This window comes from Hydrotalea sp., from assembly GCF_049968455.1.
Taxonomy (GTDB): Bacteria; Bacteroidota; Bacteroidia; order Chitinophagales; family Chitinophagaceae; genus Hydrotalea.
On the sequence record NZ_JBMFQT010000024.1, the window covers coordinates 1 to 23,885 of the forward strand.

Genomic DNA, 23,885 nt, shown 5'->3' on the forward strand with positions numbered 1-23,885 from the left:
GAAGACTTATTTAAAAAATTGCAAGTACACAGTAGAACTGGTTTAGCAATTTATGCTTTGCAGATGGTCATATTTATGCTATAATGCATTGCATTTTGAAAGTAAAAAAGGCAGCTTGAGGCAAAGTGAATTCAATTAATGAAAAAAGGTGGTTATTCACTGCCAATATACAGCAAAGCATTACAGCACCTAATAAAAAAGCAACCTTTTTTCAAGATTGCCTTTTTGAAGCTTCTGTCGGGAGGACAGGATTCGAACCTGCGACCCCCTGGTCCCAAACCAGGTATTCTACCGGGCTGAACTACCTCCCGAAGCCCTATGGATAAAAAAACGCACTTTGTTTGTGCGTGTGTTTTGCGGTGAGGGAGGGATTCGAACCCTCGGTACAGTTTAACCCGTACGGCAGTTTAGCAAACTACTGGTTTGAGCCACTCACCCACCTCACCATTCCCAAATTTTATTTGGGGTTGCAAAAATAGGGATGCTGTTTGTAAAATCCTAAAATCGGCTTTGGTAATTTTTAAAATATTTTTTTGGCCGAAGAAATGATTCATTACATGGCAGCTAATTGCACCTTTTGTGTTAATTCCATTACATTTTCTCTAAAAATAGTATCTGTATCCATTAAATCTTTTACAGTTTGGCAAGAATGGATAACTGTAGTATGGTCTCTTCCTCCAAAATGCTCGCCTATAGTTTTTAATGAATTTTTTGTAAAAGCTTTGGCTAAGTACATTGTAATTTGACGAGCCTGAACAATTTCACGTTTTCTGGTTTTATGTAATAAACGTTCATACGGTACATCAAAATATTCGCAAACCATTTTTTGTATGGCTTCAATGGTAATTTCTTTGCTGGTTGTTTTAACAAAGTTGCGCAATACTTTTTTGGCTAACTCTATATCAATTTCTTTTTTGTTTAATGATGATTGAGCTAATAATGAAATTAATGCGCCTTCTAATTCCCTAACATTGGTATTAATGTTATAAGCCACATATTTCACTACATCTTTACTCATGTCTAACCCGTCATTCTTCATTTTATGTTCTAAAATTTCAATGCGGGTATCATAATCCGGTAATTGTAAATCGGTGCTTAAACCCCAGCGGAAGCGGCTTAATAAACGTTCTTGCATACCATCTAAATCCTTAGGGGCTTTATCAGACGTTAATACCAATTGTTTGCCGCTTTGGTGTAAGTGATTGAATATGGCAAAAAAAGCATCCTGCGATTTTTCGGCACGATTGAAAAATTGTACATCATCAATAATCAATACATCAATTAACTGGTAGAAATGTATAAAGTCGTTGATAGCATTATTGCGGCTATGGTCCTGAAACTGATTAATAAATTTTTCACTGCTTACATATAAAACCACTTTGCCGGGATGCAATCTTTTTACTTCATTGCCAATAGCTTGAGCTAAATGTGTTTTTCCTAACCCAACGCCACCATATATAACTAAGGGGTTGAATGAATTGGCGCCTGGTTTTTCAGCTACGGTTTTTCCGGCCCTGCGTGCAACACGATTACAATCGCCTTCAATAAATGAATCGAAAATATAAGATGCATTCAACTGAGGGTCTATTTGCATTTTCTTTAACCCGGGAATAATGAAAGGATTTTTTACAGGATTATCTATTACCAGCGGAAAATTCATTTCATTGTTGGCATAAATTTTCATACTACTGCCGGGCAAGTCCATACTACCATTTCTTCCATTACCGCTATCAACCATTATTCTATATTCCAAACGCGCATCTTTTCCTAATTCACGCTTTAAGGTTTTGGCTAATAAGTTTACATAGTGCTCTTCCAGATATTCGTAAAAAAATTGGCTGGGTACTTGTATTAATAATACATTATTTTTTAATTCAATAGGTTTTATAGGTTCAAACCATGTTTTAAAATGTTGCCACTCCACAATATCTTTAATAATTTTAAGGCAATTGTTCCAGATTGATTCAGCAGTTTTTACCATACTATTTGCAACAATTTATCAATAAGTTTTAGAATAATTTTTTGAATGCCCCATATAAGTCCTCAGCATCAAACTGCACAAAAAATTTTTAGACGGACTGCGAATATGTAGACTTTATGTTGAAAAAAAAATTTTTATTCATTCTTTTTTTCCTTTAGCAAAAAGTTTTTCGTTTGCAGCAAATTTTTTTTCATTTTAGTGTCTATTTCAAAATCTAGTTGGGCTAAGTGAATACCTCCCCATCCGGCTTGGTTTACAATGGTGTAGCCACTGCTTTTATTTTGATAAATTCGAGGCTGCTTAAAAAAACGTTGTGTGTGGCCGCTAACAATTACATCAATATCATAAGTGTTTTTAGCAAGTATTTCATCACTTAAGTTGCCATCTGAATAACGGTCGCCTAAGTGCGATAAACAAATAATCATATTGCAATTTTTTTGCTTTAAATAGTTAGCTGTTGTATTGGCTTGTTCCACCGCATCAAGGTAAACTATTTTTTCTTTATTAGGAATAGTAATTTTGTCATGCAGTGGCAGTAATATACCCATTATACCAATTTTTAAGTTTGGCCATTCTATTATTTTGTATGGTTCATAACAATTTTGTAAAGCTGTATGCGTGAAATCATAATTGCTAACTACAGGCTTCATACCGGTTAATGTTAAGTTATTCGCTAAATGGTCTATTCCTGCCATAAAATCTTTTTCTCCCAATGTAAAAGCATTATATCCTAAATATTTCAAAGCATCTAATTCAGCCTTTCCTTTAAATGTATCAAAAACAGGGCCATCTCCACAAAAATCACCGGCATCAACCAATAAAGTATAAGGATTATTTTTTACTATGGCATCAATCACCTTTTTGTATGCTCCAATTCCACCTGTACGGCGTCCGGTATCATATTCATTTTTTATTGGGAATAAGTTGCTTTGTAAATTATTGGTATGTAATAATGTAAATGTAATAGTGCTATCATCTATCCTAACAGATTTGTTAGAAATAAAAGGCAAGCTAAATAATAATCCTGCTTTAGCCGTGCTTGTTATAAAATCTCTTCTATTCATAAACATAGTTTATGGGTGACACTTTATTAATGGCAAGCGGCTCATGTTTATTTGTGAACGATTCAATATACAATTTGCAACTTTCCCTTAAGTTGGTATTTAATGAAACCTGTGGTAATAATTTTAAAATTTCACATTTGTAATTACCATTTTTCATATAATCGGTAACTACAATGTGGTATGTATTGCCGGGAATAATAGGTTCATTGTTTATATAAATGTTTTTAGCATTTCCCTGTGGTGTTATGCTATACTTTATTCCCGAAATAGGCCAACCACCATCGGCAGCCATTTGTTGAATAAGTTGGGTTAAATGTAACCCGCTAATGGGAACAATTACCAGTTGATTGTTGTAAGGTAGAAGTTGAATTAGAGAACCAATAGTAATATTGCCTTGTGCCAAATAACCTTTAATGGCTGATGGATGAAGAATTGCCGCATGTAAAGCTGTTCCGGCCTTTGTTTGTGCTTGTTGTAACATTGCCTGGGTAACTAAATTACCCAAAGCCCCACCTCCTTTATTTTTATATACATTTTCTAATGAAAAGCCGATTGTTGTATTTAAATATTTTTCAATACTATCGTTGTAGGGTTTAAGCCATTGTTGTGTAACACTATCAGCCTGAATAGTAGATGATATGCTATGATATTGAAACTGAACAGTTGAAGCAGTTTGAGTATGGCCAATACATGCAATACATAAGCAGGTAAAGCTAATAATAGGAATGGCCTTTAACATAGATAGTTGGTGTTTATGCAGTAAGGTACAAAAAAAATGTACAGAAAATATTAAAATTTAAGAGTGGTATTCCCTTTTTAAACTGCTACATTTGCCGCAATAAATATTTGATATATGAGTTATGAAATTACAGGTAAGTTGGTAGCAAAATACGATATTGTTCAACGTACCGAAACTTTTAAAACACGTGAATTTGTTATTGAAAAATCGGAAGATATAGGTGGAAGAACGATTACCAATTATGTAAAATTTCAGTGTGTGCAAGATAAAACCTCTATGCCCGACCGATTTTCAATTGGCGAAACGGTAAAAGTTTTATTTAACATAAAAGGTACTAAATGGACAAAAGATGGTAAAGAAAATTATATTACCAATTTAGATGCTTGGCGTATGGAATCGGCTAAACTAAACGATATGCAAGGTAATACTCCCGATTTTGTTCCGGATGTTACTGCCAATGATATGCCTGCCGATGATTTACCATTTTAATTATTCATGATTTTATAGGATAAAAACCTATCAACATGCAAAAAAAAATAGTATTGCGTTTAACGCCCAATGAAGCGGCGAACGAAAAAGCGATTGAAAGCCATTTGGTACAACAATTAGGCATTCAGCCAAACCATATTTATGGTTATTTTATAGAAAAAGAATCTATTGATGCAAGAAGTAAAAAGCAAATTTGGATTAATAGAACCTTACGTGTATTTATTGATGAACCATTTGTCAATCGTTCCATTCAACATATTGAATATTCCTCTGTTTACAATGCCAAATATAAAGTAATAATAATAGGTGCCGGACCTGCGGGATTGTTTGCTGCACTAAAGTTGATTGAGCAAGGCATACAGCCCATTATTTTAGAACGCGGTAAATCTGTTAGAGAAAGAAGAAGAGATTTGGCCAAACTAAATAAAGAAGGTATTGTAAATGAAGATAGTAACTATTGCTTTGGAGAAGGTGGTGCAGGTACTTATAGTGATGGGAAATTATATACCCGCAGCAATAAACGGGGAAGCATAGATAGTATTTTGCAGCGTTTTGTGCAGTTTGGTGCCGACGAAAAAATTTTATACCAATCGCATCCTCACATAGGAACCAATAAATTGCCGCATATTATTGCTGCAATGCGGCAACAAATTATTGCTGCAGGCGGGTTATGTTTTTTTGAGGAGCGGGTAACTGATTTTCTTATTGAGAATAATGAAATTAAAGGGGTAATAACAGCCAATGGTCAACAATGGAATGCCAATGCAGTTATATTGGCAACCGGTCATTCTGCACGTGATATTTTTCACCTATTTTTTAGAAAGCATTTAACCATAGAGGCAAAACCATTTGCATTGGGCGTAAGGGTTGAACATCCGCAGGCTTTAATTGATGCCATACAATACCATTGTCCATTACCAACAGCATTTCCTGCACATAGTGAACGTAATGCCCATTTGCCTCCTGCTGCTTACAGTTTAGTAGAACAGGTAAATGATAGAGGAGTATTTAGTTTTTGTATGTGTCCTGGTGGAATTATTGCGCCTGCAGCTACCTCGCCTAATGAATTGGTAGTAAATGGATGGAGTCCATCTAAACGAAATAATCCTTTTGCGAATAGTGGAATGGTTGTGCAAGTAAATGAAACAGATGCTTGGCAATGGTTGCAACAGCATAAACAATGGTTGCAATTACAAATGCAGGAAAAAATATATGCAAAAAAAGATAATCATTTGCAACATCCTTTATTACTGCTTTTTTTCCAACAGTGGGTAGAGCAACAAGCCTATACAGCCGGAGGTGGTAAATTTGTAGCACCTGCACAAAGAATGGTTGATTTTGTAAACAATAAAATATCTACCCAACTACCTGAGTGTAGTTATATACCAGGCGTACAATCAGCTTCCTTAGAAACTGTATTGCCAGATTTTATTCATCAATCATTACAAAAAGGTTTTTATCAGTTTGGGAAAAAAATGCACGGGTATTATACCAATGAAGCCTTAGTAGTGGCTACGGAAAGTAGAACTTCTTCACCTGTACGTATACCACGCAAAACTGAAAATTTACAGCATCCACAAGTAAAATATTTATATCCCTGTGGTGAAGGTGCAGGTTATGCAGGAGGTATTGTTAGTGCAGCAATGGATGGGGAATTAATTGCAGCCACCATAGCAGCAACTTTGCATCAATAAATTACAGCCGGTTTGTTAAAGATTTCCACTCATCATTAAATTTTAGTGATAGAATATTTTTTAATAATAAATATTTATCTTGCTGACACTTGTTTAAAAGTGGTTTGGTAAACCTGTAAATGTTAACCTTTATGAATAATGCTTTATTGCAATTACAGCATTTAAAAAAATTTTATGCAACACAAAAAGCTGTTCATGATATTAGTTTTGAAATAGCCAATGGTAGCATATTTGGTTTGTTAGGACCAAATGGTGCCGGTAAAACTACATTGTTGCGTATGATAACCGGCATTATATATCCCGATGATGGAGCTATATTGTTTGATGGTACGCCATTTAATCCAATGAATGATGCTGCCAAAATTGGTTACATGCCTGAAGAAAGAGGGTTATACAAAAAAATGAAAATTGGTGAACAGGCTTTGTATTTAGCTCAATTAAAAGGGTTAAGTAGGGCAGAAGCATTAAGCAAAATTCGTTTTTGGTTTAAAAAGCTGGAAATGGAAAGTTGGTGGAATAAAAAAGTAGAAGACCTGAGTAAGGGGATGAGCCAAAAATTGCAATTTGTTACAACCGTGTTACACGAACCTAAACTTATAATTTTAGATGAACCATTTAGCGGGTTAGATCCTGTGAATGCTAATCTTATTAAAGAAGAAATTTTTCGTTTAGCACAGCAGGGTGCTACCGTTATTTTTAGTACACACCGTATGGAGCAGGTAGAAGAAATTTGTGACCATATTGTATTGGTCAATCTCGGGAAAAAAATATTAGATGGAAATGTAGGTGATATTAAACAGCAGTTTAAAGAAAATAAATTTAATATTTCATTTACTGAGCAGCCATCCGCTATAATGAGCTCTGCATTTAATGTAGTTACGCAATATAATAATAATTTGGTGGTTACAATTCAGGAAGGGTATTCTACTAATGATGTGTTGCAATTCTTTATTGATCAAAAAGTTCACATTAAACAGTTCAACGAAATACTGCCTTCTTTAAATGATATTTTTATACAATTAGTGGAAGACAGTCAAGGGGCTGTTTCCCGAAAATTTCAAGCCATACAATAAATGCAATTGCCGCAAACTTTCACTATTACCATGTAAACATTTTAATATGAGTAAAACTTTTTTAATAGCTCGCCGTGAATTTTTAACACGAGTTCAAAAGAAAACTTTTTTATTAACCACCATATTGTTACCGCTACTCATTTTTGGGTTTTATGCGCTCATTATTTATTTTTCTGTAAAAACCGATGATCATATTCAAATTGCTATTGTTGATAATGCTAAGCTAATGACGAATATTAGCGATAAACAGAATGGTGATATACATTTCAATGTTGTGCAAAACGTTACTACATCAGAGTTAGATAATTTAATTCAAAAGAAACAGATTACCGGATATATAGTAATTCCTGAAAATTATAATATAATGGGTTTTGATACCCTTTCTCTAAAGTCTGATAAATCAATTGGTTTACTTACCCGGGATAAAATTCAAAAGAAATTTTCAGAATTGTTAGAAGAAAAACGTTTAATGGCTTTGAATTTGAATAAAAAACAAATTGATAGTATTCAAAATACTAATACTTTGCAATTTACCAGCTTGCAAGGAGCAAAAGATTCCAATGCCAGAGCAGGAATAAGTTATGGTGTTGGTTATTTTAGCGGCTTTTTGATATATATAATATTGTTCATTTATGGAACCATGGTAATGCGTGGTGTTATGGAAGAAAAAATGAATAGAATTGCTGAGGTAATTATTAGTAGTGTAAAACCTTTTAAATTAATGATGGGAAAAATTACCGGAATTGGTGCCGTAGGATTAGTACAATTCATTATCTGGATTGTTTTGGTGTTGATATTAACCATGTTGTTGCCTCTGTTTTTTCCTCAACTGGCTCAACAAACCAATAATTTACCTATGCAACCCGGTGCTATGCAAGCAGCAGAATCCGTAAAAAATAGTGGAGAGTTACAGGGTATTATGTCTGCTTTAAGCAATATTAATTTTCCTTTGTTAATTGGAACATTTATTTTTTATTTTTTGGGTGGTTATTTATTATATGCTTCTTTATTTGCAGCGGTTGGTAGTGCTGTAAATGAAGATCCACAGGATGCACAAAGTTTATTATTGCCTATAACCATGCCTATTATTTTTGCCATGGTTATTATGACAAAGGCGGTTAATGATCCAAATAGTTCTATTGCCGTTTTTGGAAGTATGTTTCCGTTAACTTCCCCAATTGTTATGATGGCACGTATTGCACATGGTATTCCTAACGGTGTACCCTTGTGGCAGTTGTTGGTTAGTATGGCATTGTTAATTGGCGGCTTTTTAGCTACAACATGGCTTGCAGCTAAAATTTATAGAGTAGGTATTTTAATGTATGGTAAGAAACCTACATGGAAAGAAATGTGGAAATGGGCTTTTTTAAAAAATTAATATTATAAAAAAGGATGGTTAAATTACCATCCTTTTTTATTTACATGCTTTCAATAGGCTTTTGTAATGCTGCCGAAAAATCTTGCCATATTTCATTAACTATTTCTGCGGCGGGTTTTATTTCATTAATTAACGCACTTACCTGGCCAATTTCTAATTCCCCTTCTTCTAAGTCGCCTTCAAACATTCCTTTTTTGGCACGGCCTTTACCTAATAACTGTTGTAATGTATTAATATCAGCACCATTTAATTCTGCTGAATGTACTTCTTCAAAAAACTTATTTTTCAATAAACGAACAGGCACATGTTTTTTCATACTTAATAAGGTATCACCTTCTTTTGCTGCTATTACTTTTTCTTTGAAGTTAATATGTGATGAAGCCTCGGGTGTACAAACAAATCTACTTCCAATTTGTACACCATCTGAACCCAATACCATAGCTGCCAACATTTGTCTTCCTGTTGCAATACCGCCGGCAGCAATTATCGGTATTTTCACTGCCTGTTTAACCAAAGGTATCAAGACAAAAGTGGTAGTTTCTTCTCGCCCATTATGTCCGCCAGCTTCAAATCCTTCGGCAACAACAGCATCAACGCCGGCTGCTTCAGCTTTTTGAGCAAACAAACTACTGCTAACCACATGTACAACGGTAATGCCTTTGCTTTTTAAAAAACTTGTGTACGTTTTTGGGTTGCCGGCACTGGTAAAAACAATAGGAACATTTAAGTCTATAATTGTTTCAATATGGTTATCAATGTCGGGATACATTAATGGTAAATTAACTGCAAATGGTTTATCGGTAGCTTGCTTGCATTTAGTAATGTGTTCACGTAACACAGGTGGATACATACTTCCTGCCCCTATAATGCCCAATCCGCCTGCATTGCTAACTGCCGATGCTAGTTTCCAACCACTTGCCCATACCATACCGGCTTGTATAATGGGGTATTCTATTTTAAAAAGCTTTGTAATGCTATTTGAAAACATAGCAGTGTACATTTTTGTTAGATAAGTTATTTATCCAAAATCAATTTCGGTATTGTCGCCAATATTTAAACTGCGGCTCAATCCTTTAACAGAAGCGTCACTTCCAATTAAAGAATTGTCAAGCACAACTTCATATAAATGCGTATAGGAACCGATAATACTATCGCGGACTATAGAAAATTGAATGTTTGTATTGGCACCAATTGAAACATGTGGACCAATAATCGCATTTTTTAAAGTGCAGCCTACACCAATACTAACAGGGGGAATAATAATGGTATTTTCCAGCTTAGCGGAGGGGTCTATCTTCCCACCAAACTTTTTTAATAAAGTAGCATTACTTTCTAAAAGGGTTTCTTTTTTGCCACAATCAAACCAGTTTTTTACTTTAAATGATTGGAACTTTGCACCCCTAGCAATCATACACTCCAAAGCGTCGGTTAAATTATATTCGCCTAGTGTTTTTATGTTTTGGGTAAAAATGTGGTGCAGGCAATCATATAAAAAATTAGTTTCCTTTATTTTATACAAACCAACCAATGCCATATTGCTTTTTGGAATGGCGGGTTTTTCAACTACTTGTTCAATAAACCCATCATCATCAATTGATGCTACACCAAAGTTTCTGGGGTCATCTACTTTCTTAACCCCTAACATACTATAAGGACTTTCTAAAACTTCTTTTACATCAAATTCGCAAATGGTATCACCTAGGGTAACAAAAACCTCATCATTGCCAACTATATTTTTGGTTAGTTCTATAGCATGGCCGGTTCCTTGGCGTTCATTTTGATAAACAAAATGAGTAGTTAAGTTTGGGTAAGTTTGGTGAACATATTCCTGAATTTTTTCACCTAAGTAACCAACTATAAAAATGAATTCCTGAATACCGGCTTCATGTAACTGATCTACAATAAAACTTAAAATAGTTTTACCTGCAATAGGAATTAAAGCTTTAGGTTGAGTATAAGTATGTGGTCTTAATTTGGTGCCGGCACCAGCAACCGGAATAATTGCTTTCATTATTAGAGGGTAGTTTTTGGGTTCGGTTTATAACCTAAAATGATTTTAAAACTATGTTTTTTCTTTAGTATCAAAAAATAAGTTTGGGTGAATAATTTCCCGTTTTCAAATCAGTTTATTCATCATTGCGTGCATTTTTGGGGGTGTGAAAATAGGCAAAACTTTTTTTTATAGCTAAATCAAGTTTTTTCGGCAATAGTTTTTAAAAGTTATGGCAGGCTAAGATTGAACATTTACTTTTGCAAATATTCAATTACAAACAATTTTCAAAAGAATTTCTATGCAAAAAGATACCCTTGTTTTTAATCTTATTCGTCAGGAGTTAGAGCGTCAGAGAAGAGGCATTGAATTAATTGCATCTGAAAATTTTACCAGTTTACAGGTAATGCAGGCTATGGGAAATGTGATGACGAATAAATATGCAGAGGGATACCCGGGTAGAAGATATTATGGTGGATGTGAAATTGTTGACCAAACAGAACAATTAGCCATTGATCGGTTAAAGCAAATATTTAATATAGAATACGCTAACGTTCAACCACATAGTGGTGCACAAGCAAACGCTGCCTTAATGCTGGCGATTTTGCAACCCGGTGATGCCATTTTAGGATTAGATTTAAGTATGGGCGGCCATTTAACGCATGGTGCTGCTGTAAATTTTAGTGGAAAATTGTATCAACCCCATTTTTACGGTGTTACAAAAGAAGAAGGTTTAATTGATTATAGTATGCTGGAAGCTCAGGCCCGTAAAGTGAAACCTAAATTAATTATTTGTGGTGCCAGCGCTTATAGCCGTGATATTGATTATGCCCGAATTAGAAAAGTGGCAGATGAAGTAGGGGCTTTCGTAATGGCAGATATTGCACATCCGGCCGGTTTAATTGCCAAAGGGCTATTAGGCAATCCGTTTGAACATTGCCATTTTGTAACGTCTACTACCCATAAAACTTTGCGTGGTCCCCGTGGAGGAGTTATTATGATGGCGAAAGATTTTGAAAATCCATTCGGTTTGAAAGATGTGAAAGGAAATTTGCGGATGATGAGTAATTTAATTGACATGGCTGTGTTTCCCGGCACTCAAGGTGGTCCTTTGGAGCATGTAATTGCAGCTAAAGCAGTAGCTTTTGGAGAAATTTTAACCGATGAGTTTACCCAATACGCAAAACAAGTTCAGTTAAATGCACAAGCAATGGCGAAAGCATTCATTGCAAAAAATTATCAAATTATTAGTGGCGGAACTGACAATCACTTAATGCTGATTGACTTACGTAATAAAAATATTAGTGGTAAGAAAGCAGAACAAGTTTTAGGCCTAGCTGATATTACAGCCAATAAAAATATGGTTCCCTTTGATGATAAAAGTGCTTTTGTTACTTCCGGTATTCGTTTTGGAGTTGCTGCGGTTACAACTCGCGGCTGCAAAGAGGAGCATATGAGCTTTATTGTGGACGCTATTGATAAAGTATTAATGAATGCCGATAATCAAGCAATCATCGAGCAAACTAAGAAAAGTGTTAATGATTGGATGCTGCAGTTCCCTTTGTATCCTGAGCTAGGGTAATATTTTTTAATTATTAAATTGGTTAATATGATACAACGCATACAAACGCTTTGGCTGTTAATAACTGCAACCTGTGCATTTATATCATTAAAGTTACCTTTTTATACCGGTAATGTAATGGAAAACCAAACCACAGTATTTAAAAACCTAACTGCTAGCAGTTCATTACTAATAAACATTATTACAGTAATAATAGGCGTGTTTGCAATTGTATTTATCTTTTTATTTAAGAATAGAAAGCGGCAGTTGTGGTTAACCTTTTTATTGTTTTTGCTTACAATATTGCAAATTGTGTTGTTATATTTTCAAACAGGTTCTTTTGTGCAAGGTACTTGGGCTATTTCTATTCTTATTTATATTGCTATGCCCATTTTATTAATTTTAGCTATGAGAGGTATTTATAAAGATGAACAATTGGTGAAGAGTGTAGATAGACTTCGATAGAAAACACCATAAGATTTACGTAACCACCATTCAATAAATTTATCCTATTGATTTTAAAAAGGATTGCACCAATAGTGATCTTTTTTTTGTGTTTATTTGGTATTGGTCGTGCCAAACAGAAGTTAAAAAGTGTTAAAATTTACTTTTTTTCCAAAAAATTAACGCTTACGTAAAAAAATATGTTTATGTGTAAGTGTTTTTTTTTAAATGAAATGTGGAAAAAAGTAAAAAATACTTAAAAAAATCCACAAAAATATGCTTTTGATATTCCCATACACACTACATTTGGCTTGATAATTGCAAATTTCCATCCTAAAAAAATGGAAATGCAGTGTCAAAAAAAATTCAATATTTATGATTAAGCCATCCTATGTAATGCCTGGATTGCTATTGTTTATTTTTTTAACAATAGTAAGTCAATTAAAAGCTACTAATTATTACGTTGATCCTTCCTCTACCGCTTCTACTCAAAATGGAGCATTTAATACTCCTTGGAAGTCACTTTCTTCGGTTAATAGCAATATGTACTCCTTTAAAGCAGGTGATACCATTTTTTTTAAGCGTGGACAAACTTTTGTCGGTAATTTAAATATTACTGTATCCGGTAGTGCAGGAAAACCAATAGTTTTTACTACTTATGGTAGCGCAACTGCTCCTCCAGTTTTTCAATATGCATTACCCGATAGTAAATCTAATGCGGCTCGTAATGCCATTTATATGTACCAGCAAAGCTATATTGAAATAAATGGTATTAAGATTACAGATACAACTATGAATCCTAATGACCATACCATAACTTCAAATGTAGGATATGGTGTTTCAATGGATCAATGTAATTATGTGAAACTTAGAAATTTAGATATTTCATTGGTTGGAGTTGGGGTTTCCTGGGACGGGAGCAGTAATAATTTAATGGATAGCTGTAAGGTATATAATTTACGTATGGTAAGAAACACACCTACCAGTGTAAATAATAATGATGATTATGGTGCAAATGGTATTGTGGTTGGTGGAAGCAATAATATTGTTACCCACAATTTATTTCAGGATTGTTGGGCAATGAGCTATGATTATGGATGGGATGGGGGTGCTGTAGAAATGTTTGGTTCTGCCATTAACAATAATACATTTATGTATAATGCCTCCATTAACAATAATGGTTTTACTGAAATTGGTAGTAATGCAGGTGGTACATGTAACAATATGGTAGTAGCTTATAACTTACTAATTAATAATGGTTCATTAGCCTATTTGCAAAATAGCGGTGCTTTTGCTATAACAATTAATAACCTTCAATTTTATAACAATAATATTGTAGAAACAGTAAACCAATTAACACTACCAACTTACATGTTGGGAATGCAGGCTACTTCTTCTATTCAAAATATAATTATTTTAAAAAATAATGTTTTTTGGTTGAATACTGGAATTAGTGTTATTAGCTCTGGCAGTGCAAGCAAATTCACCAATGGGCAAATGGTACATCAAAACAATTTGTACCATATTATTAATGGTGGGAAAACAAATTTTAATTTAGATCCAACAGAAACTTTGTTAGGTAATACAACTGCAGTATTTACTAATACCTCAAATTCTGATGCTTCACAATGGAATTATACATTATTAAATCCTGGTCCTGCAATTGCTACCGGTCAAAGTGTTGGTTTATCTACCGATTATGCCGGCAATTCAGTTCCGTCATCTAAACCCGATATTGGCATGTTGCAGCATACTAGTAATGTTGCAGCAACTAACCCATTATCTGTAAGTGCAGTTCCAGGAAAAATTACTTGTAATGGCAGTACTACAACAGTTGCTGTTACTGCAACAGGTGGTACAACTCCCTATACAGGTACAGGAAATTTTACTGTAGGTGCAGGTACTTATACTTATAAGGTAACCGATGCCAAAGGCGATACAGCTAGCACCACTGTAACTATTACACAACCTACTCCCATAACAGTAAGTGTAGTAACAGGTAACATTACTACTTCTACTGGTACTACATCAGTTACTGCATCAGCTTCAGGTGGAGCAGGGGGGTATACTTACAGTATTGATGGTGGAAGTTTTCAAACCTCTTCTACTTTTTCAAGTATTGGATTAGGAAATCACACAGTGGTAGTGAACGATGCAAATGGATGTAGTGGGTCAAAAAGTTTTACAATTATTCAATCTGCTAGTTCTACTACAACTTTAAAAGCAAGTACAACAGCAAGTAATATTTCATGTAATGGTGGTACAACGTCTGTTACTGTTACTGCTAGTGGGGGAACTTCTCCTTATACAGGTACCGGAAGTTTTACGGTAAAGGCAGGAACATATACATATACAGTTAAAGATGCAACAGGAGCTACCGCTTCAACTTCAATAACTATTACAGAACCTACTGCCATTAATGTTAGTATTAATACAGGTACTATTACCGTATATAATGGAAATACTTGGGTTACTGCTACTGCAAGCGGGGGAGCCGGCAGTTATAATTATAGTTTAGATGGTGGAAGTTTTCAACCATCCGGAAGTTTTTCTAATGTTATGGCTGGTGCACATACCATTGTTGTTAAAGATGGTAATGGTTGCTCATCTGCAGCTAAAAATTTTACCTTAACACAACCATCTGGAACGGATACGGTAAGAGCAACTGCTGTTGCAGGAAGTATAAAATGTAATGGAGATAAAACTACTGTTACTGTAAGTGCAACCGGCGGTACACCACCTTATACCGGTGCAGGTACTTTTACTGTGGGTGCCGGTACATATACTTATAAAGTAACTGATTCAAAAGGTAATTATGGTGTAATTACTATTACTGTTACTGAGCCACCTGCATTAACTATTTCTGTTCCAATTCCTACAATTGCGCCATACAATACAACTACTACTGTTGCAATGTATGCTTCAGGAGGTACTGGTGCATTTTCTTATAGTTTAGATGATAACAGTTTCCAAAGTAATAATTTGTTTTATAATGTAATTGCGGGTACACATATAGCAATTGTTAAAGATGCCAATGCTTGTAGTGCGCAACAATCATTTACTATTGCTCCTTCAACTACTGTAATTGATAGTTTTAAATTAGAGATTAAAGCATTTCCTAATCCTACGCACAATCAATTCAAATTGAGGATAAAATCGGGGAGTAGTCAACGTATATCCATTTATGTTTATAATTCAAATGGTCAACTTGTTTATAGTGTACTAGATGGAGCTCCAAATAATGACTATAATTTCGGAAGTAATTTTTCTACTGGTATGTTTTATGTACAGGTACAACAAGGTACTGCTGTACAAACTTTAAAAATTATGAAATTGTAAGCATACATAAGCTCTCCTAAACAAAACAAAAAATGACGTCCTAAATTCGGACCTCATTTTATTTAATAAGCATTTTTTTCACCTTTCATCACATTGTATACGGTTAAAAAAAGTATTCTAATGTCTAGCCAAATTGTCCAATTTTCTAGATACCATAAATCATTTCTAACACGCATAATGATTTGCTCATCATTAAAAATTTCTCCTCTATATCCATTTACTTGTGCCCAACCGGTAATGCCTGGTTTTAGAAACTGACGAATCATATAATGATCTACCATTTTAGAAAAATCTTTGGTATGTTTTACCATATGTGGTCTAGGACCAACCAAACTCATTTCACCTTTTAATACATTTAAAAATTGAGGAAATTCATCTAAACTTGTTTTACGTATAAAGCGTCCTATACGCGTAACTCTGCTATCGTTTTTTGTAGCTTGCTTTGAATCGGCATCTTTATTTATACGCATGCTTCTAAACTTATAACAATAAAAAGGTTTATTATTTTTTCCTGTTCTTATTTGTTTAAATAAAATTGGGCCGGGCGATTCTAAATAAATTAATAACCCTAGTAATGGGAATAGCCACGATAAAATAAAAATAACCACCAATGCACTTACAACAATATCTAAAATGCGTTTCTTTACTCGGTTGCCAATATCCTCCAAAGGTTCACTTCTGAATGATAAAACCGGGAGGTCTCTTATATAATCAATAAGTACAGGTTTAGTAAAAAATACTGATAAATCGGGTACCACTTTAAATCGAATGCATTTCATTTCTGCATCTTTCATCAACTGATAGATGTAATGGTTTTGTTCAGGTGAAATGGTTGAAAATATTTCCTGCACATCTAAATCTTCTGCAACTTTTATGGTTTTAGTAATGTCGGGAAATATTGGATGATGTGTTAATTCAGAAACATTTTCACTATTTTCAACAAAACCTACCAAACGCATATTCAGTCCTTCTTCTTCAAAATAATTTTCAAGTTTTCTGGCTGTATCATTATAACCTATAATCATTACTTTACTAAGAAGATTACTTTGTTTTCGAAAATATTTTTTTATGCTTAAATACAAAAATCTGTTGATGATTAGCCCGGTTCCAAAAATGGTAATTGTTGAAATAATAAAAAAGCGAGATAGTTTAAACTCTCTTGAAAAGAACAAATAAAACAGCATTATTACAATCCATAAAAAATAAACTTGTGCACTTCTTTTTGTAAAGGTTTCAAAATGTAAAATGCTTTTTTCATTATAAATACCAAAGTAAAATGAAATGATTATCCAGCTTGCATTAATTAAAAGCCAAAATAAAAAGTATGATGAATAAAAACTTTCAGGAATGTTTTCGTTCATTATTTCGTATAAAAAAATACGGGACAAAAAATAGCTTAGGTTTAGAATGAATAAATCCATTCCAATTAAGCTGGCTTGTAAATAATACTTTAATTGCCTGTTCATAAAATATGAGAAAATTCTTGATTACAATTCAATATTTATAATCAGGTATTAGAAAGTTTCAGTGATAGCTACTTTTTTTTGTAAATAGTTTTTAGCAATATTTTCAACAATACGCTCTGCCGTTTTACCATCCCACAAAGGAGGTACAGTGCCACTTTTCCATTTGTTTTGAAGAATTAACTGAAGACATTGATGCATTTTCTCCATATCATCTCCAATTAACTCATTGGTGCCCATGGTAATTGTTTCAGGTCTTTCGGTTGAATTGCGTAATGTTATACATGGAATTTGAAGTACAGTTGCTTCCTCAGTTATTCCACCGGAATCAGTAATAATTCCTTTGGAGTGTTGCACTAAATATATAAATTGTAGATAGGGTTGTGGGTCAATCATTATTAATCGCTCATATTGTATATCCAGTTGATCAATAATGTGTTTGGTTCGTGGGTGCACAGGGAAAATTACCGGGTAATCTGATGTGGCTAACATTATCTCCTTTAATAAAGAATTTAGTTTTTCGGGATTATCAACATTTGACGGGCGATGAAGCGTAATTAAAAAGTAATTTTTGTTTGACAATTGATATTGGTTCCAGAAATCGGGTTGAATAGTTTTATGAAGATTGTGATACAGTGTATCAATCATCGTATTTCCCACAAAATGTATTTTGCTTTCGGGTACTTGTTGTTTGCGTAATAATTCATTGGCATAGTTACTGGTTGTATAAAAATGATCGCATATAGAATCGGTAACTATTCTGTTTATTTCTTCCGGCATTGTCATATCACCCGACCTTATACCTGCTTCAACATGCGCTACATCAATACATAATTTTTTTGCAGTAATGGTGCATGTCATTGTTGAGGTTACATCGCCAACTACTATTACCAAATTAGGTCTATTATTTAAGAGCTCCTTTTCAAACTTTACCATAATAGCAGCGGTTTGTTCAGCTTGTGTACCACCGCCACATTCTAAATTTATATCAGGTTCAGGTATATTTAATTGTTCAAAAAAATCGCTACTCATTTTTTTATCATAATGTTGGCCTGTATGTACAAGTCTATACATAATGGCTATACCGTTATTTTGAGCTTTTTTTATAGCATGAATGATGGGTGCAATTTTCATAAAATTGGGTCGTGCACCTGCTACTAAAGTTATCAACATAAATTAAGGTTTGGGATGAAGCAATTGAATAAGACTAGTTTATAAACTATTGAATTGTGGTTGTAATTTGTGGTCATTTATTAACACTACCATTTCTTTAATATTGTTTTTGCTAGAGGCTCCGAATAAAATGGAGGAAATATTGGGTAATGAATTAACATAATCAACAGCTTCTTTTGGTGAAATGGCTCCGCCTGCTAAAACCTGCATGGCAATTACTCTAACTTTTTTTGTCTGTAATGTTTGTTCATATAAAGCTTTCCCACCAGACATTCTAAATCCATCCTTATTAATAGAAGCACAAATTATTGGATTTTCAATTCCTACACTTTCCAACATATCAACCAGTTTGGGTAAGTTCATGGTAATATATCCGGGTTCAGCATTGTATTTTTTAATAATGTAGTCGTTGTAGGCTTTCAAAATATCTTTCATGCCTAACCCAATTAAAAGGTCTGTAATTACATTTTGAAGAAATATAACCGGTGTATCAATTCCCTTAAACATTTTCATTTCTGCATCAATCATTAATTCCATTATTGATATATAATCCTTCGATACAAATGCTACACCTCCCTTTAATAAACTTCCAAAAAAATTTCCGGGTACATACTGTTTCATTGCTCCCATAATACCAAGTTCAGTTACGGCATTTGCATATTTGTGTGCATATGGCATACAAGGATAAATTTTATAGCCTTTATATTTTTCCTGATTATTTCTAATTGCGTCGCATATATTAGCTATTCTTTCGTGGGTTGTACACATAAAAGTATTGATACCACAATCTCTTGACTGGTCTAACACTTTTAATATGGCTGCATCTTCTTTAAACTTAATTGCTTGGGCTCTAGATTTTTCATCAGATATATGATTAACGCCGAAAAACTGATTGTCTCCAAATAATATTCTTTCCATTTTAATTATTTTTAAAATTCTTAATTTCTTCAATCACCATATCTGTCAGTAACGCACTTTCAAAGGTGTTAATTATGTTTGGTGCCTTACCTTGAACGGCTTTAATAAAATAATCAACTTGTAATGAGTATTCTTCTCCTCTTAAATAAAAATCAACCGGTTGTGTTAATTCATTGATATGTCTTGTATTCCAGCCTTTGTTATAATTAGTTGGGCATTGATTATCTTTGAAAAATACTTTTAATTCAGTAGCATCTACAATTATCTTTCCTTTTGTACCAATAATTGTAAGTGATGTTGACATTTTTCTGTAAGTTTCATCACTCCAATTAACAGATAGTACTCCGGAAATTTTTGAATTAGTTTCTAATAATGCATATACAGCATCTTCAACTGTATCTGAATAGAATGATTTCAGTAAAGTGCCATGCACATTTTCAACTGGGGCTATTAGGTAGTTGATCAAATCAATTACATGTGATGCATAATCCATTAGGCACCCACCTCCCTCTGTAGGTTTTGAACGCCATGTATCTTGTTTAGGTTTTACAACCACAGGGCCATAAGCTTCTCCGGTAAAGTGTTGAATTGTTCCTAAAAAACCTTCTGATATCAAGTGTTTAGCTTCCTCAAATGTTCCTATAAATTTATTATGATAGCCAACTTGATTAACTAGTTTTTTTTCTTTTGCTAAATGAACCAATTCTTTTCCTTCTTGAATGTTTAAGGAGAATGGTTTTTCGACAAATACATGGATATTTCTTTTAAGTAATTCACTTACAATTTCAGTATGATATTTTGTTGGTGCAGCCACAAATACTGCTTCAGGTTTTTCTGTGTCTAACATTTTTTTATAATCACTATAGCAGTTAAATGAACCATATTTTGATAAAACATCGGTTACTAATTTAGAAGTGTCTGTTACTCCTACTACTTTAACATCACTATGTGCACCTAAAATTGCCAAATGTGATATGCCCATTTTCCCGGCGCCTATTAATGCTACTTTTATCATGCGTATTGTAATTTTAAAATTTCTGCTTTTAATAATTTATAAGCTTCTTCTCCTTTATGCATTAGTTCTAAATCGGGCTGCTTATTATTTAATGAATGAAGAAATGCTTCTACTTTATCCGGTGTTAATGCTTTTTCGTGTAGCATTAAATTTTTTTGAATGATATATCTATCAACATCTAACAATTCGTCTTGGTACACAGAAATAGTAGGTATTCCTAAAATGGCTAATTCTCTTGTCATGGAACCACCGGCACCAATAAAAAGGGTACATTTTTTTGCTATTTCATCAAAACCAATTGGTTTGTCGGCAACTACTATGTTAGAAAATTTGGTTTGATGGTAATGCTCTGATTGTGCTTTGTCTCGTGGAAGTATAATAATGTTATATTTATTCTGCAATGCAATAATTGTATCGTCTAAAAAATTCTTTTTACCATTATAATATTGAGCTGTTTGTGGCTCAGGACGTATGTAAATATTAATTTGAGTATCATTATTTTTTTTTCGTTCATTTTGAATAGCTATTCCTTTTTGCCATAAATAAATACCTTCTTTTACACCAGGATATTGCTCAATCTTACTAGAGGAGATACCATTTTTTGCTATTTTATTAATGGCTAGTGTTTCAGGAATAAAAACTTTGGTAGCGCAATAAAATCCTGCTTTATTGCCAATAGCATGTTCATTATCATTAGTATAAATAGAGGGAATGCCAAGCAACTTAGCTACTACGGGGGAATGAAATGAACTTTGAGATACAGCTACATCAATTTTTTTATCTTTTAAAAATTTGTATAGTTGATAAACGCGTATGGGATATCCAAATATTTTTTTTACAATGTTTTTTCCATAGTGTTCGCCAATTTGTGTGTGGGTTAAACCTTTCTGGTTCAATAATGCAATGGTATTGGCTAAGGGTCGTGATGTAATAATTACAACATGCCCATCAACTTCTAATTCCCTGATAAGTTGATAAAACATATTAACATGAGGAGAATTTGAAAGATCAAACCATATTTTCATAATGTATAATTTTGTTTTTTTCCATACCCAATTTTTAACAAACTACATTGGTTTCATCAATTACATATCGATGTTTTGCATTTTCGGCAGTTAGGAATGGGGTATTGAATATCATTTCATAATGTTCAAAATGTAAATGCTTTTTTATTGCATTTAAGTAAATATCGTATTCACACAAACTCTTTGTATTATCTACATTTAAACATATTTTGATAGAATTTTTATTAAATTTTACCTGAAACTGTTTTACAGTTGGGTCATTTCGAAATAAAATATTAAAGAAAGCGGCATGTAAAATCTTCTTATTCATATCAACTACAAAGTCATAACTTCTGCCAATTACATTATCTATAATAGGATAATTTCTTTTACACTTGCAAGTATTTTCTTTGGAAAATAGTACCTTATCACCAGTGAAATATCGCATCATAATGAAGCCTTCATTGGCTAAATCTGTGCTAATTAAATTATTTTCTTCATCTGTTTCATACCAGCTTCTTGTTGAAATTAAATGCATTTTCTTATATTCACACTCAAAGGCAGAAATGCCTGCTTCGTTACAGCCATATTGATTATAAACGTTTGTTTTAAATGCGGTTTCAATATTTTTCCTATTTTCTTCAGTTAATACTTCTGCAGAACTTACAATTCCCTTAAGATGGGGGAATTTAGTTTCTGGAATTTTATTATTAATATAAGTTGCCATTTTATCTAATGCGGTTGCATAGCCATATATTAGCTTTGTTTTTCTTCTTTTAATATCATCTATATAGTGTTCTATATTTTCATCGTTTAATGTAAAGGTTGAATAACATTTTATGTTTAATAATTTGTAGAAAATATTATGTTGCGTACTTGATTTTATTATTGCTGAGCCTGAAATAAATGCTACTCTTTCACCAATTACAAATTTTGTTACTTCCCATGAAAGTAAAATGCCTGCCCACATAAATGATTGTGCCAGCTGAGTTGTGTAATATACCAAAGGTGTTCCGGTAGAGCCACTTGTTCCTTTTTTAAATAATTTTCTTTTAAATAATTTATTTTTTAATCCTTCTTCATTTTTTCGTACTAAGTCTTTAGTTAAAATGGGTAGCTCTTCATAAGTCTTAAAATATTTATAGTAATCGGTATTTTTTTGGGCTAAGGAAAATATTTTTTTTATTTTATTTTTTTGAATATTTTTTATTTCGGTACTACTAAAATATTGTTCTCGTCGCAAATATGAAAGCTGTTTCCTGATATTTGTTCCTCTTGCAATATCTATTATTAATAATCTTATTTGACCTATCAAATAATTGAATAGCATATTATTTAAATTGAAAATAATTTTAGTAAATTTTACAAAAAGTAATTTTTGATTTCTTCCTTTACACTGGTTTGTAGGGGGGCCATTTCGGAATATATACTGAGCAATTTTTGAATGATTACTTCAGGTTTATATTGTTGTGCTTTTTTCCATGAATTTTCTCCATATTTTGTTATCAAGTTTTTAGAGGTAAATATTTCATTGAAAATTTCATTTAATTGATCAAATTTCCCTGGTTCAAATAACCACCCATTTTCATTTGCTTCCACTAATGATGGGACTCCACCTACATTGGTAGCAATAATTGGTTTCCCTGCTGACATGCATTCTAGAATTGAAATTGGAACACCTTCAAAATAGGATGGTAAGATATAGATATCCGCATCCATTATTACTTTATTTTTTTGTTCCGCTTTTATCCAACCTATATATTCAATTCCTTCTGATAAATTTTGCTTATTAATTAAGTGTTGCAATTTTTCTGTTTCACCATTACCTGCAATTTTTAATTGAATATATTTCTTTTGAAACCAACTATTATTTTCCAAGAATTCAATCAAATCAAATATTCCTTTCTCCTTGCATACTTTCCCTAAGAATAATAAGTTGATCTTTTCTTTTTTATAATTTGGTAATGATTTTTGATGTGATTCTACAGGATTTGGTAGAACTATTGCATTTTTTAAACCTAGCTCCGCGCTATAGAATTCTAACCATTCATTAGAAAGACAAATTACTTTATCACTTTTCTTTAGGGTATATAATATGTATTTCTGCAGCAAACCGGCATTGTTGTAATAATTTTTGAAATTTCCGGAATGGATGTGAAGCAAAACTTTTTTGTTTAATATTTTACCTATGTGTGTTAAAATTGATTTTCGAATAAAACTTCCATTTGAAGCACTGTGTATATGAATAATCTTAATTTTTTTATCAAATATTAGAATATAAGTATAGTGGAACAGGCACTGAAAGAAAAATAATGATGCATAAATTTTGTTTTCCCATCCTTTCTTTCCTGATTCAAAAGATGGATAGCTAGCTATAAATTTAAAGTTCGGTATATAGTTAGCATACATATCAAGTACAGAGCCCATACCCCCGTAGTCTTTCTCTGGTCCTATATATAGTACCTCTTCAAACTTTTTATACATTTTTTATATATTGTAATTGTAGTAGATATTTAAATTCTTATTTGAATTATACCTATAATAGTTTTAATTGTTTTTC

19 protein-coding genes and 2 tRNA genes are annotated in these 23,885 nt (G+C 33.1%); 7 read left to right on the forward strand and 14 right to left on the reverse strand.

Annotation, left to right across the window (positions count from 1 at the left end; genetic code table 11):
- Nucleotides 1-237: 237 nt before the first annotated feature.
- The 5 genes from ACP5P5_RS12825 to ACP5P5_RS12845 form a co-directional block, all read right to left on the reverse strand.
- Nucleotides 238-311 (reverse strand) — tRNA-Pro (locus tag ACP5P5_RS12825).
- A 46-nt stretch (nucleotides 312-357) separates the two neighbouring features.
- Nucleotides 358-446, reverse strand: a tRNA-Ser gene (locus ACP5P5_RS12830).
- Between the two features lie 107 nt (nucleotides 447-553).
- Nucleotides 554-1,981 carry a chromosomal replication initiator protein DnaA gene (gene dnaA, locus ACP5P5_RS12835; protein ID WP_428286513.1) on the reverse strand — a complete coding sequence of 476 codons (1,428 nt, stop codon included), beginning with the start codon at nucleotides 1,979-1,981 and terminating at the stop codon, nucleotides 554-556.
- Nucleotides 1,982-2,115: 134 nt separating this feature from the next.
- Complete coding sequence (locus tag ACP5P5_RS12840) at nucleotides 2,116-3,045, reverse strand: metallophosphoesterase (RefSeq protein ID WP_428286514.1); 930 nt, start codon at nucleotides 3,043-3,045, stop codon at nucleotides 2,116-2,118.
- On the reverse strand, nucleotides 3,038-3,784 hold the full coding sequence (locus ACP5P5_RS12845; RefSeq protein WP_428286515.1) for a 5'-nucleotidase C-terminal domain-containing protein: 747 nt from the start codon (nucleotides 3,782-3,784) through the stop codon (nucleotides 3,038-3,040). The genes ACP5P5_RS12840 and ACP5P5_RS12845 overlap by 8 nt, the downstream gene beginning before the upstream one ends.
- 114 nt (nucleotides 3,785-3,898) lie before the next feature.
- On the opposite strand from ACP5P5_RS12845, the gene ACP5P5_RS12850 reads away from it, so the two are divergent.
- The 4 genes from ACP5P5_RS12850 (at nucleotide 3,899) to ACP5P5_RS12865 (ending at nucleotide 8,418) form a co-directional block, all read left to right on the forward strand.
- Nucleotides 3,899-4,273, forward strand: coding sequence for a DUF3127 domain-containing protein (locus ACP5P5_RS12850; protein ID WP_428286516.1), 375 nt, complete (start codon nucleotides 3,899-3,901; stop codon nucleotides 4,271-4,273).
- A 35-nt stretch (nucleotides 4,274-4,308) separates the two neighbouring features.
- Nucleotides 4,309-5,967, forward strand: coding sequence for an NAD(P)/FAD-dependent oxidoreductase (locus ACP5P5_RS12855; protein WP_428286517.1), 1,659 nt, complete (start codon nucleotides 4,309-4,311; stop codon nucleotides 5,965-5,967).
- Between the two features lie 131 nt (nucleotides 5,968-6,098).
- Entirely contained in the window at nucleotides 6,099-7,040 is a 942-nt protein-coding gene (locus tag ACP5P5_RS12860) for an ABC transporter ATP-binding protein (protein ID WP_428286518.1), read from the forward strand.
- 46 nt (nucleotides 7,041-7,086) lie between these two features.
- Nucleotides 7,087-8,418: an ABC transporter permease gene (locus ACP5P5_RS12865; protein ID WP_428286519.1), complete on the forward strand. Its 1,332-nt coding sequence runs from the start codon at nucleotides 7,087-7,089 to the stop codon at nucleotides 8,416-8,418.
- Between the two features lie 40 nt (nucleotides 8,419-8,458).
- Here the strand turns inward: ACP5P5_RS12865 and ACP5P5_RS12870 are convergent, their stop codons facing one another.
- On the reverse strand, nucleotides 8,459-9,406 hold the full coding sequence (locus ACP5P5_RS12870; RefSeq protein WP_428286520.1) for an NAD(P)H-dependent flavin oxidoreductase: 948 nt from the start codon (nucleotides 9,404-9,406) through the stop codon (nucleotides 8,459-8,461).
- Nucleotides 9,407-9,436: 30 nt separating this feature from the next.
- Complete coding sequence (locus tag ACP5P5_RS12875; RefSeq protein WP_428286521.1) at nucleotides 9,437-10,429, reverse strand: sugar phosphate nucleotidyltransferase; 993 nt, start codon at nucleotides 10,427-10,429, stop codon at nucleotides 9,437-9,439.
- A gap of 280 nt (nucleotides 10,430-10,709) precedes the next feature.
- Between ACP5P5_RS12875 and glyA the strand changes: the two genes are divergently transcribed.
- The 3 genes from glyA to ACP5P5_RS12890 all read left to right on the forward strand — a co-directional run bounded on the left by glyA (nucleotide 10,710) and on the right by ACP5P5_RS12890 (nucleotide 15,752).
- Nucleotides 10,710-11,990, forward strand: coding sequence for a serine hydroxymethyltransferase (gene glyA / locus ACP5P5_RS12880; protein WP_428286522.1), 1,281 nt, complete (start codon nucleotides 10,710-10,712; stop codon nucleotides 11,988-11,990).
- A gap of 27 nt (nucleotides 11,991-12,017) precedes the next feature.
- Nucleotides 12,018-12,434 (forward strand): DUF4293 family protein, encoded by a 417-nt coding sequence (locus tag ACP5P5_RS12885; protein ID WP_428286523.1) that lies wholly within the window; start codon nucleotides 12,018-12,020, stop codon nucleotides 12,432-12,434.
- Nucleotides 12,435-12,788: 354 nt separating this feature from the next.
- Nucleotides 12,789-15,752 carry a T9SS type A sorting domain-containing protein gene (locus ACP5P5_RS12890; RefSeq protein WP_428286524.1) on the forward strand — a complete coding sequence of 988 codons (2,964 nt, stop codon included), beginning with the start codon at nucleotides 12,789-12,791 and terminating at the stop codon, nucleotides 15,750-15,752.
- A gap of 62 nt (nucleotides 15,753-15,814) precedes the next feature.
- Here the strand turns inward: ACP5P5_RS12890 and ACP5P5_RS12895 are convergent, their stop codons facing one another.
- From ACP5P5_RS12895 to ACP5P5_RS12925, 7 genes are read right to left on the reverse strand one after another with little or no spacing between them, the layout of a single operon-like run.
- Entirely contained in the window at nucleotides 15,815-17,218 is a 1,404-nt protein-coding gene (locus tag ACP5P5_RS12895; RefSeq protein WP_428286525.1) for an undecaprenyl-phosphate glucose phosphotransferase, read from the reverse strand.
- 48 nt (nucleotides 17,219-17,266) lie between these two features.
- Nucleotides 17,267-18,388 carry a non-hydrolyzing UDP-N-acetylglucosamine 2-epimerase gene (gene wecB, locus ACP5P5_RS12900; protein WP_428286526.1) on the reverse strand — a complete coding sequence of 374 codons (1,122 nt, stop codon included), beginning with the start codon at nucleotides 18,386-18,388 and terminating at the stop codon, nucleotides 17,267-17,269.
- Between the two features lie 39 nt (nucleotides 18,389-18,427).
- A complete protein-coding gene (locus tag ACP5P5_RS12905) occupies nucleotides 18,428-19,306 on the reverse strand; it encodes a hypothetical protein (RefSeq protein ID WP_428286527.1) in 879 nt (292 codons plus the stop codon).
- 1 nt (nucleotide 19,307) lies between these two features.
- Nucleotides 19,308-20,321 (reverse strand): Gfo/Idh/MocA family protein, encoded by a 1,014-nt coding sequence (locus ACP5P5_RS12910; protein WP_428286528.1) that lies wholly within the window; start codon nucleotides 20,319-20,321, stop codon nucleotides 19,308-19,310.
- Complete coding sequence (locus tag ACP5P5_RS12915) at nucleotides 20,318-21,346, reverse strand: DUF354 domain-containing protein (protein ID WP_428286529.1); 1,029 nt, start codon at nucleotides 21,344-21,346, stop codon at nucleotides 20,318-20,320. Before ACP5P5_RS12915 ends, ACP5P5_RS12910 begins: the two co-directional genes overlap by 4 nt.
- A gap of 34 nt (nucleotides 21,347-21,380) precedes the next feature.
- Nucleotides 21,381-22,655 carry a hypothetical protein gene (locus tag ACP5P5_RS12920; RefSeq protein ID WP_428286530.1) on the reverse strand — a complete coding sequence of 425 codons (1,275 nt, stop codon included), beginning with the start codon at nucleotides 22,653-22,655 and terminating at the stop codon, nucleotides 21,381-21,383.
- Between the two features lie 32 nt (nucleotides 22,656-22,687).
- Entirely contained in the window at nucleotides 22,688-23,809 is a 1,122-nt protein-coding gene (locus ACP5P5_RS12925) for a glycosyltransferase family 4 protein (protein ID WP_428286531.1), read from the reverse strand.
- Nucleotides 23,810-23,885: the final 76 nt, after the last annotated feature.

Excerpts from the sequence above, each read along its gene's own strand:
- dnaA (WP_428286513.1), bottom strand. The coding sequence starts at position 1,981 with ATGGTAAAAACTGCTGAATCAATCTGGAACAATTGCCTTAAAATTATT.
- ACP5P5_RS12840 (WP_428286514.1), bottom strand. The coding sequence starts at position 3,045 with ATGAATAGAAGAGATTTTATAACAAGCACGGCTAAAGCAGGATTATTA.
- ACP5P5_RS12845 (WP_428286515.1), bottom strand. The coding sequence starts at position 3,784 with ATGTTAAAGGCCATTCCTATTATTAGCTTTACCTGCTTATGTATTGCA.
- ACP5P5_RS12850 (WP_428286516.1), top strand. The coding sequence starts at position 3,899 with ATGAGTTATGAAATTACAGGTAAGTTGGTAGCAAAATACGATATTGTT.
- ACP5P5_RS12855 (WP_428286517.1), top strand. The coding sequence starts at position 4,309 with ATGCAAAAAAAAATAGTATTGCGTTTAACGCCCAATGAAGCGGCGAAC.
- ACP5P5_RS12860 (WP_428286518.1), top strand. The coding sequence starts at position 6,099 with ATGAATAATGCTTTATTGCAATTACAGCATTTAAAAAAATTTTATGCA.
- ACP5P5_RS12865 (WP_428286519.1), top strand. The coding sequence starts at position 7,087 with ATGAGTAAAACTTTTTTAATAGCTCGCCGTGAATTTTTAACACGAGTT.
- ACP5P5_RS12870 (WP_428286520.1), bottom strand. The coding sequence starts at position 9,406 with ATGTTTTCAAATAGCATTACAAAGCTTTTTAAAATAGAATACCCCATT.
- ACP5P5_RS12875 (WP_428286521.1), bottom strand. The coding sequence starts at position 10,429 with ATGAAAGCAATTATTCCGGTTGCTGGTGCCGGCACCAAATTAAGACCA.
- glyA (WP_428286522.1), top strand. The coding sequence starts at position 10,710 with ATGCAAAAAGATACCCTTGTTTTTAATCTTATTCGTCAGGAGTTAGAG.
- ACP5P5_RS12885 (WP_428286523.1), top strand. The coding sequence starts at position 12,018 with ATGATACAACGCATACAAACGCTTTGGCTGTTAATAACTGCAACCTGT.
- ACP5P5_RS12890 (WP_428286524.1), top strand. The coding sequence starts at position 12,789 with ATGATTAAGCCATCCTATGTAATGCCTGGATTGCTATTGTTTATTTTT.
- ACP5P5_RS12895 (WP_428286525.1), bottom strand. The coding sequence starts at position 17,218 with ATGAACAGGCAATTAAAGTATTATTTACAAGCCAGCTTAATTGGAATG.
- wecB (WP_428286526.1), bottom strand. The coding sequence starts at position 18,388 with ATGTTGATAACTTTAGTAGCAGGTGCACGACCCAATTTTATGAAAATT.
- ACP5P5_RS12905 (WP_428286527.1), bottom strand. The coding sequence starts at position 19,306 with ATGGAAAGAATATTATTTGGAGACAATCAGTTTTTCGGCGTTAATCAT.
- ACP5P5_RS12910 (WP_428286528.1), bottom strand. The coding sequence starts at position 20,321 with ATGATAAAAGTAGCATTAATAGGCGCCGGGAAAATGGGCATATCACAT.
- ACP5P5_RS12915 (WP_428286529.1), bottom strand. The coding sequence starts at position 21,346 with ATGAAAATATGGTTTGATCTTTCAAATTCTCCTCATGTTAATATGTTT.
- ACP5P5_RS12920 (WP_428286530.1), bottom strand. The coding sequence starts at position 22,655 with ATGCTATTCAATTATTTGATAGGTCAAATAAGATTATTAATAATAGAT.
- ACP5P5_RS12925 (WP_428286531.1), bottom strand. The coding sequence starts at position 23,809 with ATGTATAAAAAGTTTGAAGAGGTACTATATATAGGACCAGAGAAAGAC.